The following is a 14432-nucleotide window of genomic DNA, read 5'->3' as shown; positions in this document are numbered from 1 at the left end:
ATCCGGAGCCAAACCATGGATTACACGCCGGGCATCAGCCAGCTCGCCGCCCTGCTCGCCGACCCCGGCCGCGCGGCCATGTTGTGGGCGCTGATGGACGGCAGCGCCCGGCCCGCCGGCGAGCTGGCGTTGATCGCAGGGCTGTCGGCCTCTTCCACTAGCGGCCACCTGGCCCGGCTGGCCGAAGGCGGTCTGCTGGTGGCCGAGACGCGCGGGCGCAACCGCTACTACCGCCTGGCCGCGCCGGAGATCGGCGTGGCAATCGAGGCGCTGGCTTCGGCGTCGCTGGCCAGCCAGCCGCCGCGGCTGCGCGACGTGCCGGTATCGCGCACCGCTCCACCGGCGCTGCGCCAGGCGCGCACGTGCTATGACCACCTTGCGGGAGAACTGGCGGTGGGCCTGTTCGAGCGGATGACGCAGTCAGGCTGGCTGATGCTGGATGGACAGCGCGTAGACCTGAGCGGCGACGGCGCGCAGGCGCTGGCAGGATTGGGCGTGGATGTGGAGGCCGCCCGGCGCAAGCGGCGCCAGTTTGCCTGCACCTGCCCGGACTGGAGCGAGCGCAAGCCGCACCTGGGCGGCGCGCTGGGCGCGGCGCTGTTGGGCAGCCTGCTGGCGCGCGGCTGGGTCGAGCCCACGCGCACCTCGCGCGCGTTGCGCGTGACACCGGCCGGCCAACGCGAGATCATGCGCATCGCGGCCTAGGAGACCGCAGCAACAGGAGAAATCAAGATGGCCACACCACTGGACGACGACACGCAGGACGCGATTGCGCGTTTCTTCGCCCTGATCAACCTTGGCGACAGCGCGCAGACCTCGGCGCAGCTGTCGATGTTTGAAGACGCCTTGCTCGATGCCGAGGACGATGACACCGATGGCCAGGAACTGCTGTGGGTGATCCGCGAGGTCATCGACTGGCAGTCCGGGTTCTTTGTCGACTGGAAGGATGCCCAGTCCTTTATCGGCTGCCTGAACCAGCTGTGCGAACGGATCGACCTGGAGATCGACTGGGGCAGCGATGACCCCGAGGAAGAAGCCTTCCTGGAGACCACCAGCGTGCCCGAACTGATGGAGCTGGCGCACAACCAGTTGCGTGTGGCCGGCTATACGCTGTGGAACTGGGATACGGGCGGCGACGCCTACGGCGGCTGGATCACGCGCAGCGAGGATGATGAGGAGATGCTGGATCTTGCCGAAGTGCTGCACTTTGATGTGCGCCCGGCCGAGCAGCCTTATTGACCGATGCCTGCGAGCGGAGGCCGTGGCAGCTAAGGGGTCTCCCGCCGCTTGCCGGCCGGGCGCCGCACCTCCGGCACCCCCAGCGTCTGCTCCAGCACGTCCAGCAGCAGCCGCACGCTGGCCGGCATCAGCTTGCGCGCCGGCATCAGCACGTAGACCTTCAGCGGCGATGAGGCATAGCCCGGCAGCACCCGCACCAGTTGCCCCTGCCCGACCGCATCCTGCACGAAGCGCGGCGACAGCCGCGTCACGCCCAGGCCGTCGAGCGCCGCCTTGAGCCGCAGCTCGGCGTTATGGGTGCAGATGCGCGGCTCGACATCCAGGCGTGCAATCTCCACGCCGTCGCGCAGGAACTCCCAGTGCCGGTCGTCGGCGTTGCCCAGCGTGGGCCACCCTTGCAGGTCCTGCGGCGTGCGTGGCAGCCCGCGCGCCTTGATCAGTGCCGGCGCGGCATAGAAAGCGCGTTCAATCAGCACCACGCGCTTGCTGGCGAACGAGGTGTCGTGCAGCGCGGTGTCGGTCATCACGAATGCGAGGTCATAGCCGTGCCGGATCAGGTCGGGCTGGTCCCAGCTGACATCGACCTGCACGCGCAGGCCCGGGTGGGCGCGCAGCACGCGCGTCAGGCTTTCGGACAGATGCTGGGAGCCGACTTCATACGGGGTGCAGATGCGCAGCAGGCCGCTGACCTCGGCGCTGTCCGAGGTGGCCTCGGCACTGATGTCATGGAGTTCGGCAAACAGCGGCGCCACGCGCTCATACAGGCGCTGGCCGCGTTCGGTCACGCGCACGCGGCGCGTGGTGCGCTCGAACAGGCGGATGCCAAGCTGGCTTTCCAGCCGCGCCACCGCGGCGCTGGCGGAAGATTTGGGTACCTCGGCCAGCTCGGCCCCCTGGGTGAAGCCGCCGCCTTCCACCACGCGGCAAAAAATCTCCCAGTCCTTCCATTCGATTGTCTTCATGCGGCGCCTCGTCATTGCGGTGCGCCGCGATTGTCCCACAGCGCGAACAATGGCGCTGTGGGCGGCGGCCCTTAACCGAACAGGATCACCGAGCGCGCCAGCTACAGTTCTTCCTTGATCGGGAGCACGCGCAGCACGCCAATGCCCAGATGCTGTAGCGGGCCCATGCCAGGTTCGCTGTCATAGACCATGAGCTGCCCCTTCTCCCGCGTGGTCCAGGTCAGGCGCCGGTTGCCGCCGTCGCCATCGGTCTGCATGCCGACGCGGTAGGTCATGTCGAGCAGCGCGTTCTCGGTGGACTTGATCATGCGCTCGGCCAGCGCCGGGCTGTCCAGCACGATGCCCATCTCGGTATTTAGCTTGGCCGAGCGCGGGTCCATGTTGAGCGAACCGATGAATAGCAGGCGCCGGTCGACGATGTAGTTCTTGGCATGCAGGCTGGCGCGGCTGGACGACAGCCATGAGCGCGAGCGCGAACCCCGCGCGGCCTTGCCGCTGCTTGCCAGTTCGGCGTAGGCGCTGGGCTTGAGTTCGTACAGCTCTACGCCCGCGGCCACCAGCGCCAGCCGGTGCGGGGCATAGCCGGCATGCACCGGGCTGACATCGGTGGCGGCAAACGAGTTGGTCAGGATGCGCACGCGGATGCCGCGCTTTGCCAGCGCGATCAGCCAGGCCTCGCCGTCGTCGTCCGGCACGAAGTACGGCGAGATCAGCAGCACTTCCTTCTGCGCGCCGTTGATCATTTTCTCGAGCCGGGCGGTGGCGTGCCCGGGATCGTCATCGGTCTGGTGCGTGATCTTGGCGGCCGTGTCGGAGACCACGACAGCCTTGCCGCTGTAAGCAGGCATATGGCCGCTCTCGATGCTCTTGGCCAGGCCCGACTCCAGCAATTCCTTCACGTAGGGGCTGGCGATAGCCTGGTCGCCGCGTGCTTCCAGACCCTTGCGCAGGCTGCGCATCTCAACCGGCGCTTCCTTGCCTGCCGGGATCAGCGCCACCACCGGGTATGAGGACTGGTCGTTCCAGTATTCGTCGAACACGGCCGATACCTGTGGCACCGCCGGTCCGGCAATCAGCACATCGAGGTCGCTGAAGTCCATGTCGGTGCGCGCGGAGAAGTAGGCATCGCCGATATTGCGCCCGCCCACCAGCGACATCTGGTTGTCCACCGTCATCGACTTGTTGTGCATGCGCCGGTCCAGCCGCTTGAAGCCGGCCAGCATTTCCAGCCAGCGCACGCTGCGGTTGGCAAACGGGTTGAACAGGCGCACCTCGATGTTGGGATGCGAATCGATGGCCGACAGGATCTGGTCCATGTCGCCGGTATGCAGGTCGTCCAGCAGTATGCGCACGCGCACGCCGCGGTCGGCCGCGTCGAGGATGTCGCCCAGCACGGCGGCGCCGGTGCCAGTGGTCTCGAAAATATAGGTCTGCAGGTCCAGGCTGCGCACCGCCGCACGCGCCATCGCCAGCCGCGCAGCGAGCGCGTCGGGCCCGGACGACAGCGGATAGAACAGCGACTCGCCGGGGCGCTGCGCCAGGCGCGGCGCCAGCACCTTGCCCAGCGGGGTATCGGCGGTACTGGCCGGGGCGCTCGAGGGGGTGCGCTGCGCCGAGGCCGGCAGGCTGGCGCACCCTGCCAGCACCCCGGCTGCCAGCGCGGACACCAGCATCAGCGCCGTCATCCGGCGCAAGCCCCGGCAGGGGCTGGCGCCCGCATGCCCCGCGGCACCGCGTGGCCGGGCATCGAACGGGACATGGCAGAGCGTCTGGAACATCCGTGAGGTCCCCCTGCGGCGGGCGGGATGGGATGGGGCTGGCTCCGCGCGCCGGTCCGGCATGCAGCGCCTGCTACTTCGCACGATATACCGTGCGCCGTGGCCGCAACAGCGGTGCCGCTCCTGTTCCGCGCCGGGTGTTTGTCCTACACCTCACGCACAAGCAACGCCCCACGCGGCGGATGCGGCACACCGGGCGCCGCACGGCCCGCGCAGCGGCTTTCCCTGCACAGCGATTTCTCTTATGATGCCGCCCAATATACCGGCCGGTAGAACCGGGAGGAGGCACTGGCGGCGGGCCGCCGGGACCCATGCGGCTGGCGCTTCGGCGCAGCTTGCCGCCTCTTCGCGATGCCGGCATAGTTGCGCCCCTTCGCGCCTTTTGTCCTGGCGCGCGCCCAGACCGGATCCTGATGTCAAGCCAACCTTCCCAGCCCACCTCTTCCGGCGCCCCCGCGCCGACGCTGCGCCGCACCCTGCGGGCACGCCATCTCACCATGATCGCCATCGGCGGCTCGATCGGCACGGGGCTGTTCGTGGCCTCGGGTGCCACCATCGCGCAGGCCGGCCCCGGCGGCGCGCTGGCCGCCTATATCCTGATCGGGGCGATGGTCTATTTCCTGATGACCAGCCTGGGCGAGCTGGCGGCCTACATGCCGGTGTCGGGCTCGTTCGCCACCTATGGCGCGCGCTATGTCGATGAAGGCTTCGGCTTCGCACTCGGCTGGAACTACTGGTACAACTGGGCGGTAACCATCGCGGTGGAGCTGGCCGCGGCCCAGCTGGTGATGCAGTACTGGTTCCCCGACACGCCCGGCGTGCTGTGGAGCGCGCTGTTCCTAGGCCTGATGTTCCTGCTCAACGCGATCTCGGTGCGCGGCTTCGGCGAGGCCGAGTACTGGTGCGCGCTGGTCAAGGTGGTGACGGTGATCGCCTTTATCGGCATTGGCACGCTGATGATCTTCGGCATCCTGCGCGGCGATGTATCGGCCACGCACGGGCTGGCCAACCTGACCACCGGGGATGCGCCCTTCGTCGGCGGCCTGCCGGCGCTGATCGGCGTGACCATGATCGCCGGCTTCTCGTTCCAGGGCACCGAGCTGATCGGCGTCGCCGCCGGCGAATCGGCCGATCCCGCCAAAAACATCCCGCGCGCGGTGCGCCAGGTGTTCTGGCGCATCCTGCTGTTCTATGTGCTGGCGATCCTGATCATCGGCATCCTGATCCCCTACACCGACCCGAACCTGCTCAAGAACGACGTGCAGACCGTGGGCGTAAGCCCGTTCACGCTGGTGTTCCGCCATGCAGGCCTGGCCTTTGCGGCAGGCGTGATGAACGCGGTGATCCTGACCGCGGTGCTGTCGGCCGGCAACTCGGGCATGTATGCCTCCACCCGCATGCTGTACAACCTGGCCACTGAAGGGCGCGCGCCGCGCATCTTTGCGCAGCTGACGCGCAACGGCGTGCCGCTGATGGCGCTGCTGGCCACCACCGCGGTGGGCGCGCTGTGCTTCCTCACCTCGCTGTTCGAAAGCAGGTCGGTCTACCTGTGGCTGCTGAACCTGTCCGGCATGACCGGATTTATCGCCTGGCTGGGCATCGCGGTCAGCCATTACCGCTTCCGCAAGGGCTTTGTCGCGCAGGGGCTGGACCTGGACCGGCTGCCTTACCGCTCGCCGTTCTTTCCGTACGGGCCGATCTTCGCCTTTGCGCTGTGCCTGATCGTCACGCTGGGGCAGAACTACCAGGCCTTCACCAGCGGCAAGATCGACTGGGTCAGCGTTGCCGCCACCTATATCGGCATCCCGATCTTCCTCCTGATCTGGCTGGGCTACCGCATTGCGCGCAAGACGCGCTTCGTGTCCTATGCCGAGATGCAATTCCCCGCCCTGCCGGCCAGACGCGATGCCGCCCCGGCGCGCGCCGCCGTACCGGCAACCGGTGAATAAGCGCCATTCCCGGGCGCTCACAACCAGCAGTACATAAAAAAGCACAACAACAAGGAGCAACGCTTTGAAGAGAGCAATCCGCATGAGCATGCTGGCGCTTGGCGCCGGCATGGCGCTGAGCCTGTCCGCGCACGCCGCGCCGACGCTGGTGGAATCGGTGCAGGGCTACACCCTGAAGCAGGACAAGATCACCAGCTTCACCGGCCTGGTGTTCGACCAGGGCAAGGTGCTGGCCACCGGCGACGCCGCCGCGCTGCGCACGCAGTACCCCGATGCCAGACGCATCGACGGCCAGGGCAAGACCCTGCTGCCGGGCCTGATCGACGCCCACGGCCATGTGTTCCGCCTTGGCTTCAAGGCCACCGAGATCTCGCTGTCCGGCACAAAGACCCTGGCCGAGGCGCAAGGCATGATCCGCGCCTATGGCGACAAGAACCCGCAGCGCAAGTGGCTGCTGGGCTATGGCTGGAACCAGGTCAACTGGAAGCTGGGCCGCTTCCCGACCGCGGCCGAGCTGGACGCGGCGGTGTCGGACCGCCCGGTGCGGCTGGTGCGCGTGGACGGCCACGCCGCGTGGCTCAACACCAAGGCGCTGCAGGCGGCCGGCATCACGCGTGACACCAAAGACCCGGCCGGCGGGCGCATCGAGCGCGACGCCGACGGCAACCCCACCGGCGTGCTGGTCGACAAGGCCATGGCGCTGGTCAACAGCGTGATCCCGCCGTACAGCGACGACGACCGCCGCGCCGCACTGGCCGCCTCGCTGGCGCACATGAACGCGCTCGGCCTGACCGCCGCGGGCGACGCCGGCGTAACCGTTGCCGAAGACAAGATCTACCGCGAGTTCGCCGACCAGGGCAAGCTGACCACGCGCATCTACGGCATGATCCGCGACACCGGCGACGACTTCAAGGCGCTCTCGGCCAAGGGGCCGCTGGTGGGCTATGGCAACGACCGCTACTACCTGCGCGCGGTCAAGCTGTATGGCGACGGCGCACTGGGCAGCCGCGGCGCCGCGCTGATGGCGCCGTATTCGGACGACCACGTGCACAGCGGCCTGCTCTTCATGAGCGACGCCGCCATGCAGGCCGCCGTCAAGGCCGCGCTCACGGCCGGCTACCAGGTCAACATCCACGCCATCGGCGATGCCACCAACCACCAGGTGCTGGACGCCATGGAAGCGGCCTACAAGGATGTGGGCGGGCGCCAGCTGCGCAACCGCGTCGAGCACGCGCAGGTGATCGCGCTGCCGGACATCCCGCGCTTCAAGACGCTGGACCTGATCGCCTCGATGCAGCCCACGCACGCCACCAGCGACATGAACATGGCCGAAGACCGCGTCGGCAAGGACCGCATCAAGGGCGCTTATGCCTGGCAGACGCTGCTCAGGCAAGGCACCGTGATCGCGGGCGGCTCGGACTTCCCGGTGGAATCGGCCAACCCGTTCTACGGCCTGCACGCCGCGGTTACCCGCACCGACCATGAGGGCCGCCCGATCCGCGGCTGGCATCCGGAAGAGGCCATGACCCTGCCGCAGGCATTCCGCGCCTTCACGCTGGACGCGGCGTATGCCGAGCACCAGGAGAAGACGCTGGGCACGCTCGAAGCCGGCAAGTGGGCCGACTTCATCCTGGTCGACCAGGACCTGTTCAAGGCCAAGCCTGCCGACATCTGGAAGACCCAGGTGCTGGAGACCTGGGTGGCGGGTGAGCGGGTGTACGTGAAGGACGGCAAGCGTTAAGCCGTCATCCACGGCACGCCGCCATTCGCGGCGGCTTGCTGTCCTTGGAAAAAGAGCGCGCGGCATTAATTGTGCCGCGCGCTTTTCATTTGCTGGCGGTCTGGACCTCGCTACAAGGCCAGCTCGCTATGCGACCCAAGCCGGACAAGTTGCAGTGTCCAAGGGTCCGGCTTCCGATAGATCAGCAAAAGGTCTGGCCGAACATGGCAATCCCGGAAATCCTTCCACTGGCCGCCAAGCGCATGGTCGCGGAACTTGTCCGGCAGCGACACGTCACTCGCCAAGGCAGTCAGGATTGCGAACCAGTCACCAGCCGGGCCTTGCAGCAGCGCCTTGAACGGCCCTTTGAGTTCGCGCTTGTAATCGCGCTTGAATCGGGTCGTCCGTTCAATCGTCCTCATCGTTGAGATCCGCCATCAGGTCGCTCACCGACCCGAACTTGCGGAGGCCACCGGCCCGCGCCTCTTTTAGCGCCGCAATGGTTGCTGGATTGGGAGTCATCAGTTCCACAGGCAATGCCTTTTCACGTGCCACGCGCGTCAAAAGCATGCGCACGGCGTCTGAAACCGTCAGTCCCATGGCTTCCAGAACGATCGCGGCCTCTTCCTTGATTTCAACGTCGATACGGGCGCGGACAAAGGTCGAAGCGGACATGACAGGCTCCTGCAAACAATAGCGAAGTGGGGAACGGATAACTGGACAGCTCGGACAGTTTGAGATTTGTCCATGCCAGACGTATTCACATTGTAGCTCAAATGAGCTACAGCGCCAGTTAGATCGCGCCTTCTCGTTGTTTTCAACCACAAAGCTCACGCGGTGCCTTGACGCCCTATCTCAACGCCAGCATCATTCGGCCTTTTCGTAAATACGAATAATTCGCATTTGTATTTACATTTACATACAGGCCCGCCTGCCTCCTGCTGTCCTTCATGAGCCGTCAAGTCATCCGCGCCGCGCGCCTGCGCACCCCCAAACCCCGCCACCTCGCCGTGCTGGCGCAACTGGCCGTCCTGGCCGGCTTTCCGGCAACCGCCGCGCTGGCGCAGCAAGCCGCGGCGCCAGCGGATACGCAGTCGCTGCCCGCGGTGACCGTCAGCGCCTCGGCGGTCGACGATTCCGGCCTGCAGCTTGAGAAAAAGGCCAGCACCGGCGCGCTGGGCTCGCGCACGCAGCTCGACACCCCGTACTCCACCACCATCGTCACCGGCGAAGACCTGGCCGACCGCCAGGTGGCCAAGCTGGGCGATGTGTTTGCGATGGATGCGTCGGTCAGCGACAACGGTAACGGCTACAACAGCTGGTCCAGCTACCTGAGCGTGCGCGGCCTGCAGATCGACTGGCAGAACGGCTTCAAGATCAACGGACTGCCGTTCGTGGCCTACGGCATCACGCTGCCCTACGAGCACATGGAGCAAGTGGAACTGCTCAAGGGCCTGCCGGGCTTCATGTACGGCTTTGCCACCCCGGGCGGCATCGTCAACTACGTCACCAGGAAGCCGACCGACACCTTCACCGCCTCGTTCGAACTGGGCTACCGCGCCGCCAATGTCTGGAGCGAGCACGTCGACCTGGGCGGGCGCGCCGGCCCGGACAATATGTTCGGCTACCGCCTGAACGTGACGCATGAGGAAGGCACGCCCTACAACGCGCGCAATATCAAGCGCGACAGCGTCTCGCTGGGCCTGGATGCGCGCCTGACCAGGGACCTGACCTGGACCTTCGACTCGATCTACCAGGACCGCCGCGCCACTGGCCAGATGCCGTCGTTCAGCCTGTGGAGCTACGGCGACACGGCCCTGCCGGCCGCGGTGTCCGGCCGCATCCGCAACTTCGCCGGTGCCGACCAGCACCTGAACACCAACCTGCAGCTGTACAGCACCGGCCTGCGTTACCAGGTCAATCCGGACTGGGCGGTCAGCACCAACTACAGCTTCACCAAGGTCAACCGCAGCCGCAACGAAAGCACCTACAACCTGCTGAACCAGGCCGGCGACTACAACGACCAGCGCTACGACACCGCGCAGAACCAGCAGGTGGGGCAATGGCAGGCGATGCTGGAAGGCAAGTTCCGCACCGGGCCGTTCGGGCACCAGCTGGTGGCGGGCCTGTCGTGGCAGAAGCAGATCGACCGCTATGACAACAACGGCTTCGGCGCCGTCATCGGCACCGGCAACATCTTCGAGCCCAATACCAACACGTACTACAGCTCGACCGCCTTCAACAAGGTGCGCAACAGCGACATTACGCAGAAGTCGGTGTTCGCCAGCGACACCGTGCAGCTGAGCGAGCGCTGGTCGGTGCTGGCCGGCCTGCGCGTGACCAACTTCGAGCAGAACGGCTACGTGCCGGTGACTTCCAGCTACAGCAAGAACGGCGTGGTCACGCCCACGCTGGCGCTGATGTTCAAGCCGGTGCCCACGGCCACGGTCTACGCCAGCTACGTGGAAGCGCTGGAGCCCGGCTCGATCGTGCCGGATGGCTACACCAACGCACGCCAGCTGCTCAGCCCGATCCGCAGCAAGCAGTATGAGATCGGCGTCAAGGCCGACCAGGCCGCCTGGAGCGCCACTGCCGCCGCCTTCCGCATCGAGCGCGGCGCCGAGTACGACAGCATCAACGGCGGCGTGCCGACGCGCCAGCAGGACGGCACCTCGATCTACCAGGGGCTGGAACTGGCCGGCGTGTACCGGCTGGGCTCGCAGTGGGAATTCGGCGCGAGCGCGATGTACCTGGACTCGTACTATGACAAGGGCCTGGCCAACAATGGCAAGCGCGTCGCCGGTGCGCCTGACCTGGTGCTGGCGGGACGCATCAGCTACCGCGTGCCGTTGGTGCCGGGCCTGCGCCTTGGTGTCGATGGCAAGTACACCGGCAGTACCAAGCTGAACGCGGGCAATACGCTGGAGGCCGGCGGCTACACGGTGTTCAATCTCGGCGCAAGCTACAACACCCGCGTCGCCGGCAAGGACCTGACGCTGCGCGCCGCGCTGAACAACGTGACCAACAAGCGCTACTGGGGCTTCCAGTATGAGAACTACATCCAGCCGGCGGATCCGCGCAGCGTGAGCCTGACGGCGAGGATTGCTTATTGAGGTTCACCCGAACGCAACGAGGCCTCGCAGAACCCCGCTCTCCGGAGCGGGTTTTTTTCGTCCGGCGAAAACTGGCTTCCCGCGCCGGGCGACTTCAGGGAAAACGAATGTTGACAATCACTAGCCCGTGATCTACAACATCGTCTACACATTCAATAAATTTTGTAGACAATTTAGTAGACAGTAAAAACCAACTTTCCATCGGCGCACACCAAAGAGCCCAACGGCCGCATGTCGCCTATCGTCAAGACACACATCTGCAAGGAGACTCAGATGATGCAAACGACCGCAACGCCCGCAGACGCACCGCAGGTGCAGGCGGGGCATGCCGCACACGGCAACGCCCTGATCAAGCCGGGTTATGACGAACGCCTGACCAACGAGGACCTGGCGCCGCTGCGCAAGCAGACCTGGGGCACCTACAACATCTTTGCCTTCTGGATGTCCGATGTGCACAGCGTGGGCGGCTACATCACTGCGGGCAGCCTGTTCGCGCTGGGCCTGACCAGCTGGCAGGTGCTGGTGTCGCTGCTGGTCGGGATCGTGATCGTGCAGTTCTTCTGCAACCTGGTGGCCAAGCCCAGCCAGGTGACCGGCACGCCTTACCCCGTGATCTGCCGCGCCTCGTTTGGCGTGCTGGGCGCCAATATCCCGGCCATCATCCGCGGGCTGATCGCGGTGGCGTGGTACGGCATCCAGACTTACCTGGCTTCCAGCGCCTTCCTGGTGCTGGCGCTGCACTTCTTCCCCGCGCTGGCGCCCTATGCCGACGTGAAGCTGCACGGCTTTGCCGGGCTCTCCACGCTGGGCTGGGCCGCCTTCATGGTGCTGTGGGTGCTGCAGGCGCTGGTGTTCTGGACCGGCATGGAGACCATCCGCAAGTTCATCGACTGGGCCGGCCCGGCGGTGTATGTGGTGATGATCGCGCTGGCGATCTGGCTGGTGAACAAGGCCGGCTGGGAGAACGTCAATTTCACGCTGAGCTTCGTCAAGTACACCGGCTGGGAAGCGGTGCCGGTGATGCTGAGCGCGATCGCGCTGGTGGTGTCGTATTTCTCCGGTCCGATGCTGAACTTCGGCGACTTCTCGCGCTATGCCAAGGATTTCAAGTCAGTCAGGCGCGGCAACTTCTGGGGCCTGCCGGTCAACTTCCTGGGCTTCTCGCTGCTGACCGTGATCACGACCTCGGCCACGCTGCCGGTGTTCGGCAAGCTGATCACCGACCCGGTGGAAACCGTCAGCCATCTCGACAGCACCTTCGCCATGCTGCTGGGCGCGTTCACCTTCATGACCGCCACCATCGGCATCAATATCGTCGCCAACTTTGTCTCGCCGGCATTCGACTTCTCCAACGTCTCGCCCAAGCACATCAGCTGGCGCACCGGCGGCATGATCGCGGCCGTGGCTTCGATCTTCATCACGCCCTGGAACCTGTACAACAACCCGGCGGTGATCCACTACACGCTGGACGTGCTGGGCGCCTTCATCGGGCCGCTGTTCGGCATCCTGATTGCTGACTACTACCTGGTGCGCCGCCAGCATGTCGACGTCGACGACCTGTACACGCTGAACCCGCGCGGCCGCTACTGGTACCGCAACGGCTTCAACCCGGCGGCGGTGACCACCATGATCCCGGCGGCCATCATCCCGATCCTGTGCGTGGTGGTGCCTGCGTGGCAGCCCGCGGCCAACTACAGCTGGTTTATCGGCATGGGCATTGCGCTGGTGCTGTACCGGCAACTGGCGCCGCGCATGATGCCCGGCCACTTCGGCAGCCACGCCGCCAGCCAGGCCTGATCCCCGGAACCATTCTTTCGACTGCACGATTTCGACCGCACTTAGCAGAGCCGCGTCCATGAAGCTGAAGATCATCAACCCCAATACCACCCAGAGCATGACCGACAAGATTGGGCAGTGCGCCGTCGCCGTGGCGGCACCTGGCACCCGCATCAGCGCGGTCAGCCCGCGCATGGGACCGGCTTCCATCGAAAGCCACTATGACGAGGCCCTGTCCGTGCCCGGCATCCTCGACGAGATCCTGGCCGGCGAGCAGGAAGGCGTGGACGGCTACGTGATCGCCTGCTTCGGTGACCCCGGCCTGTATGCGGCGCGCGAGGTGGCGCGCGGGCCGGTGATCGGCATAGCCGAGGCCGCCATGCATATGGCCAGCGTGGTCGGCAGCAGCTTCAGCGTGGTGACCACGCTGGCGCGCACCTGCAATATCGCCTGGCACCTGGCCGAGCGCTACGGCATGAAGCGCTTCTGCAACAACGTGCGCGCCTGCGACCTGCCGGTGCTGGAACTGGAGCGCCCGGGCTCGGACGCGCGCCGCATCATCACCGAGGCTTGCCGCCAGGCGCTGGTTGAAGACCGCAGCGAATGCATCGTGCTGGGCTGCGCCGGCATGACCGACTTGTGCGACGAGATCGCCGACGCCATCGGCGCGCCGGTGATCGACGGCGTGGTGTGCGCGGTCAAGATGGCCGAGGCGCTGGTTTCGGTGCGCCTGGGCACCAGCAAGCGCGGCGACTGGGCGCGGCCGCTGCCCAAGGCGTATGCGGGCATGCTGGCCCCTTATGCGTTGAACTGAACCGTATGACTTCCCGATCCATTTCCGACTCCACCGCCATGCTCCAGTCCCGCTATCCACGCGATCTCATCGGTTACGGCGCCCGGCCGCCGCACGCCCGCTGGCCGGGCGGCGCGCGCGTTGCGCTGCAGTTCGTCCTCAACTACGAAGAAGGCGGCGAAAACTGCGTGCTGCACGGCGACGCCGCCTCCGAGCAGTTCCTCTCCGAGATCGTCGGCGCCGCGGCCTACCCCGACCGCCACATGAGCATGGAGGGCATCTACGAATACGGCTCGCGCGCCGGCGTCTGGCGCCTGCTGCGCGAGTTCGAGAAGCGCGGCCTGCCGCTGACCATCTTCGGCGTGTCGATGGCGCTGCAGCGCCACCCGGAACTGACGCGCGCCTTTGTCGAGCTGGGCCATGAGATCGCCTGCCACGGCTGGCGCTGGATCCACTACCAGGGCATCGACGAAGCCACCGAGCGCGAGCACATGCGCATCGGCATGCAGATCATCAAGGACCTGACCGGCGAGTTGCCGCTGGGCTGGTACACCGGCCGCGACAGCCCCAACACGCGCCGCCTGGTGGTGGAGCACGGCGGCTTGCTGTACGACTCGGACTACTACGGCGACGACCTGCCCTTCTGGACCGAAGTCGAAGTCACCGGCGGCGAGAAGAAGCCGCACCTGGTGGTGCCGTACACGCTCGACTCCAACGACATGCGCTTTGCCACGCCGCAGGGCTTCAATACCGGCGAACAGTTCTTCCAGTACCTGAAGGACGCGTTCGACGTGCTGTACGAGGAAGGCGACCCGAGCGGACAGGACAGCCCCAAGATGCTGTCGATCGGCATGCACTGCCGCCTGCTCGGCCGCCCGGGCCGCTTCCGCGCGCTGCAGCGCTTCCTCGACTATGTGCAGGGACACGACAAGGTGTGGATCTGCCGCCGTGTCGACATCGCCCGGCATTGGACGCAGGTGCACCCGTTCGCAGCCGCCGGTGGTGCCGCAGCCGTGGGCACGATGCGCGAGGAAGTTGCCCCGGCCTGACAAATGCCGTCCGTGTCGCCATATTTGTGTACGATATAGCCGTCTTTCGTCGC

Annotated in this window: 12 protein-coding genes; 8 read left to right on the top strand and 4 right to left on the bottom strand. The window is 66.1% G+C overall.

The genetic code is table 11. From position 1 onward, the window contains the following. Positions 1–15: 15 nt before the first annotated feature. Positions 16–705 (top strand): helix-turn-helix transcriptional regulator, encoded by a 690-nt coding sequence (locus RS901_RS22045; RefSeq protein ID WP_316155864.1) that lies wholly within the window; start codon positions 16–18, stop codon positions 703–705. Between the two features lie 27 nt (positions 706–732). Then, entirely contained in the window at positions 733–1239 is a 507-nt protein-coding gene (locus tag RS901_RS22040) for a DUF6630 family protein (RefSeq protein ID WP_010810742.1), read from the top strand. A 29-nt stretch (positions 1240–1268) separates the two neighbouring features. Here RS901_RS22040 and RS901_RS22035 read toward each other — a convergent pair whose 3' ends face one another. Continuing rightward, positions 1269–2201 (bottom strand): LysR family transcriptional regulator, encoded by a 933-nt coding sequence (locus tag RS901_RS22035; protein WP_316155860.1) that lies wholly within the window; start codon positions 2199–2201, stop codon positions 1269–1271. A 101-nt stretch (positions 2202–2302) separates the two neighbouring features. Further along, positions 2303–3979 (bottom strand): phospholipase D family protein, encoded by a 1677-nt coding sequence (locus tag RS901_RS22030; protein WP_316155858.1) that lies wholly within the window; start codon positions 3977–3979, stop codon positions 2303–2305. Between the two features lie 413 nt (positions 3980–4392). On the opposite strand from RS901_RS22030, the gene RS901_RS22025 reads away from it, so the two are divergent. Then, positions 4393–5928 carry an amino acid permease gene (locus tag RS901_RS22025; protein WP_316155856.1) on the top strand — a complete coding sequence of 512 codons (1536 nt, stop codon included), beginning with the start codon at positions 4393–4395 and terminating at the stop codon, positions 5926–5928. Between the two features lie 64 nt (positions 5929–5992). Further along, a complete protein-coding gene (locus RS901_RS22020; RefSeq protein ID WP_316155854.1) occupies positions 5993–7669 on the top strand; it encodes an amidohydrolase in 1677 nt (558 codons plus the stop codon). 110 nt (positions 7670–7779) lie between these two features. Here RS901_RS22020 and RS901_RS22015 read toward each other — a convergent pair whose 3' ends face one another. Both RS901_RS22015 and RS901_RS22010 read right to left on the bottom strand, forming a co-directional pair. Then, positions 7780–8070 carry a type II toxin-antitoxin system YafQ family toxin gene (locus RS901_RS22015; RefSeq protein WP_316155852.1) on the bottom strand — a complete coding sequence of 97 codons (291 nt, stop codon included), beginning with the start codon at positions 8068–8070 and terminating at the stop codon, positions 7780–7782. Further along, the gene (locus RS901_RS22010; RefSeq protein ID WP_078201222.1) at positions 8057–8323 is read right to left on the bottom strand and encodes a type II toxin-antitoxin system RelB/DinJ family antitoxin; all 267 of its coding nucleotides are present in this window, start codon (positions 8321–8323) and stop codon (positions 8057–8059) included. Before RS901_RS22010 ends, RS901_RS22015 begins: the two co-directional genes overlap by 14 nt. A gap of 275 nt (positions 8324–8598) precedes the next feature. Between RS901_RS22010 and RS901_RS22005 the strand changes: the two genes are divergently transcribed. From RS901_RS22005 to puuE, 4 genes are all read left to right on the top strand, one after another. Next, the gene (locus RS901_RS22005; RefSeq protein ID WP_316155846.1) at positions 8599–10761 is read left to right on the top strand and encodes a TonB-dependent receptor; all 2163 of its coding nucleotides are present in this window, start codon (positions 8599–8601) and stop codon (positions 10759–10761) included. Positions 10762–11034: 273 nt separating this feature from the next. Further along, the gene (locus RS901_RS22000; RefSeq protein WP_316155844.1) at positions 11035–12558 is read left to right on the top strand and encodes an NCS1 family nucleobase:cation symporter-1; all 1524 of its coding nucleotides are present in this window, start codon (positions 11035–11037) and stop codon (positions 12556–12558) included. A gap of 58 nt (positions 12559–12616) precedes the next feature. Further along, positions 12617–13351: an aspartate/glutamate racemase family protein gene (locus RS901_RS21995; protein ID WP_010810757.1), complete on the top strand. Its 735-nt coding sequence runs from the start codon at positions 12617–12619 to the stop codon at positions 13349–13351. Between the two features lie 38 nt (positions 13352–13389). Next, positions 13390–14379 carry an allantoinase PuuE gene (puuE, locus tag RS901_RS21990; protein ID WP_316157270.1) on the top strand — a complete coding sequence of 330 codons (990 nt, stop codon included), beginning with the start codon at positions 13390–13392 and terminating at the stop codon, positions 14377–14379. Positions 14380–14432: the final 53 nt, after the last annotated feature.

The sequence above is a fragment of the Cupriavidus sp. BIC8F genome (assembly GCF_032465815.1).
Classification (GTDB): Bacteria; Pseudomonadota; Gammaproteobacteria; order Burkholderiales; family Burkholderiaceae; genus Cupriavidus; species Cupriavidus necator.
This window is presented reverse-complemented; position numbering and strand designations above follow the sequence as displayed.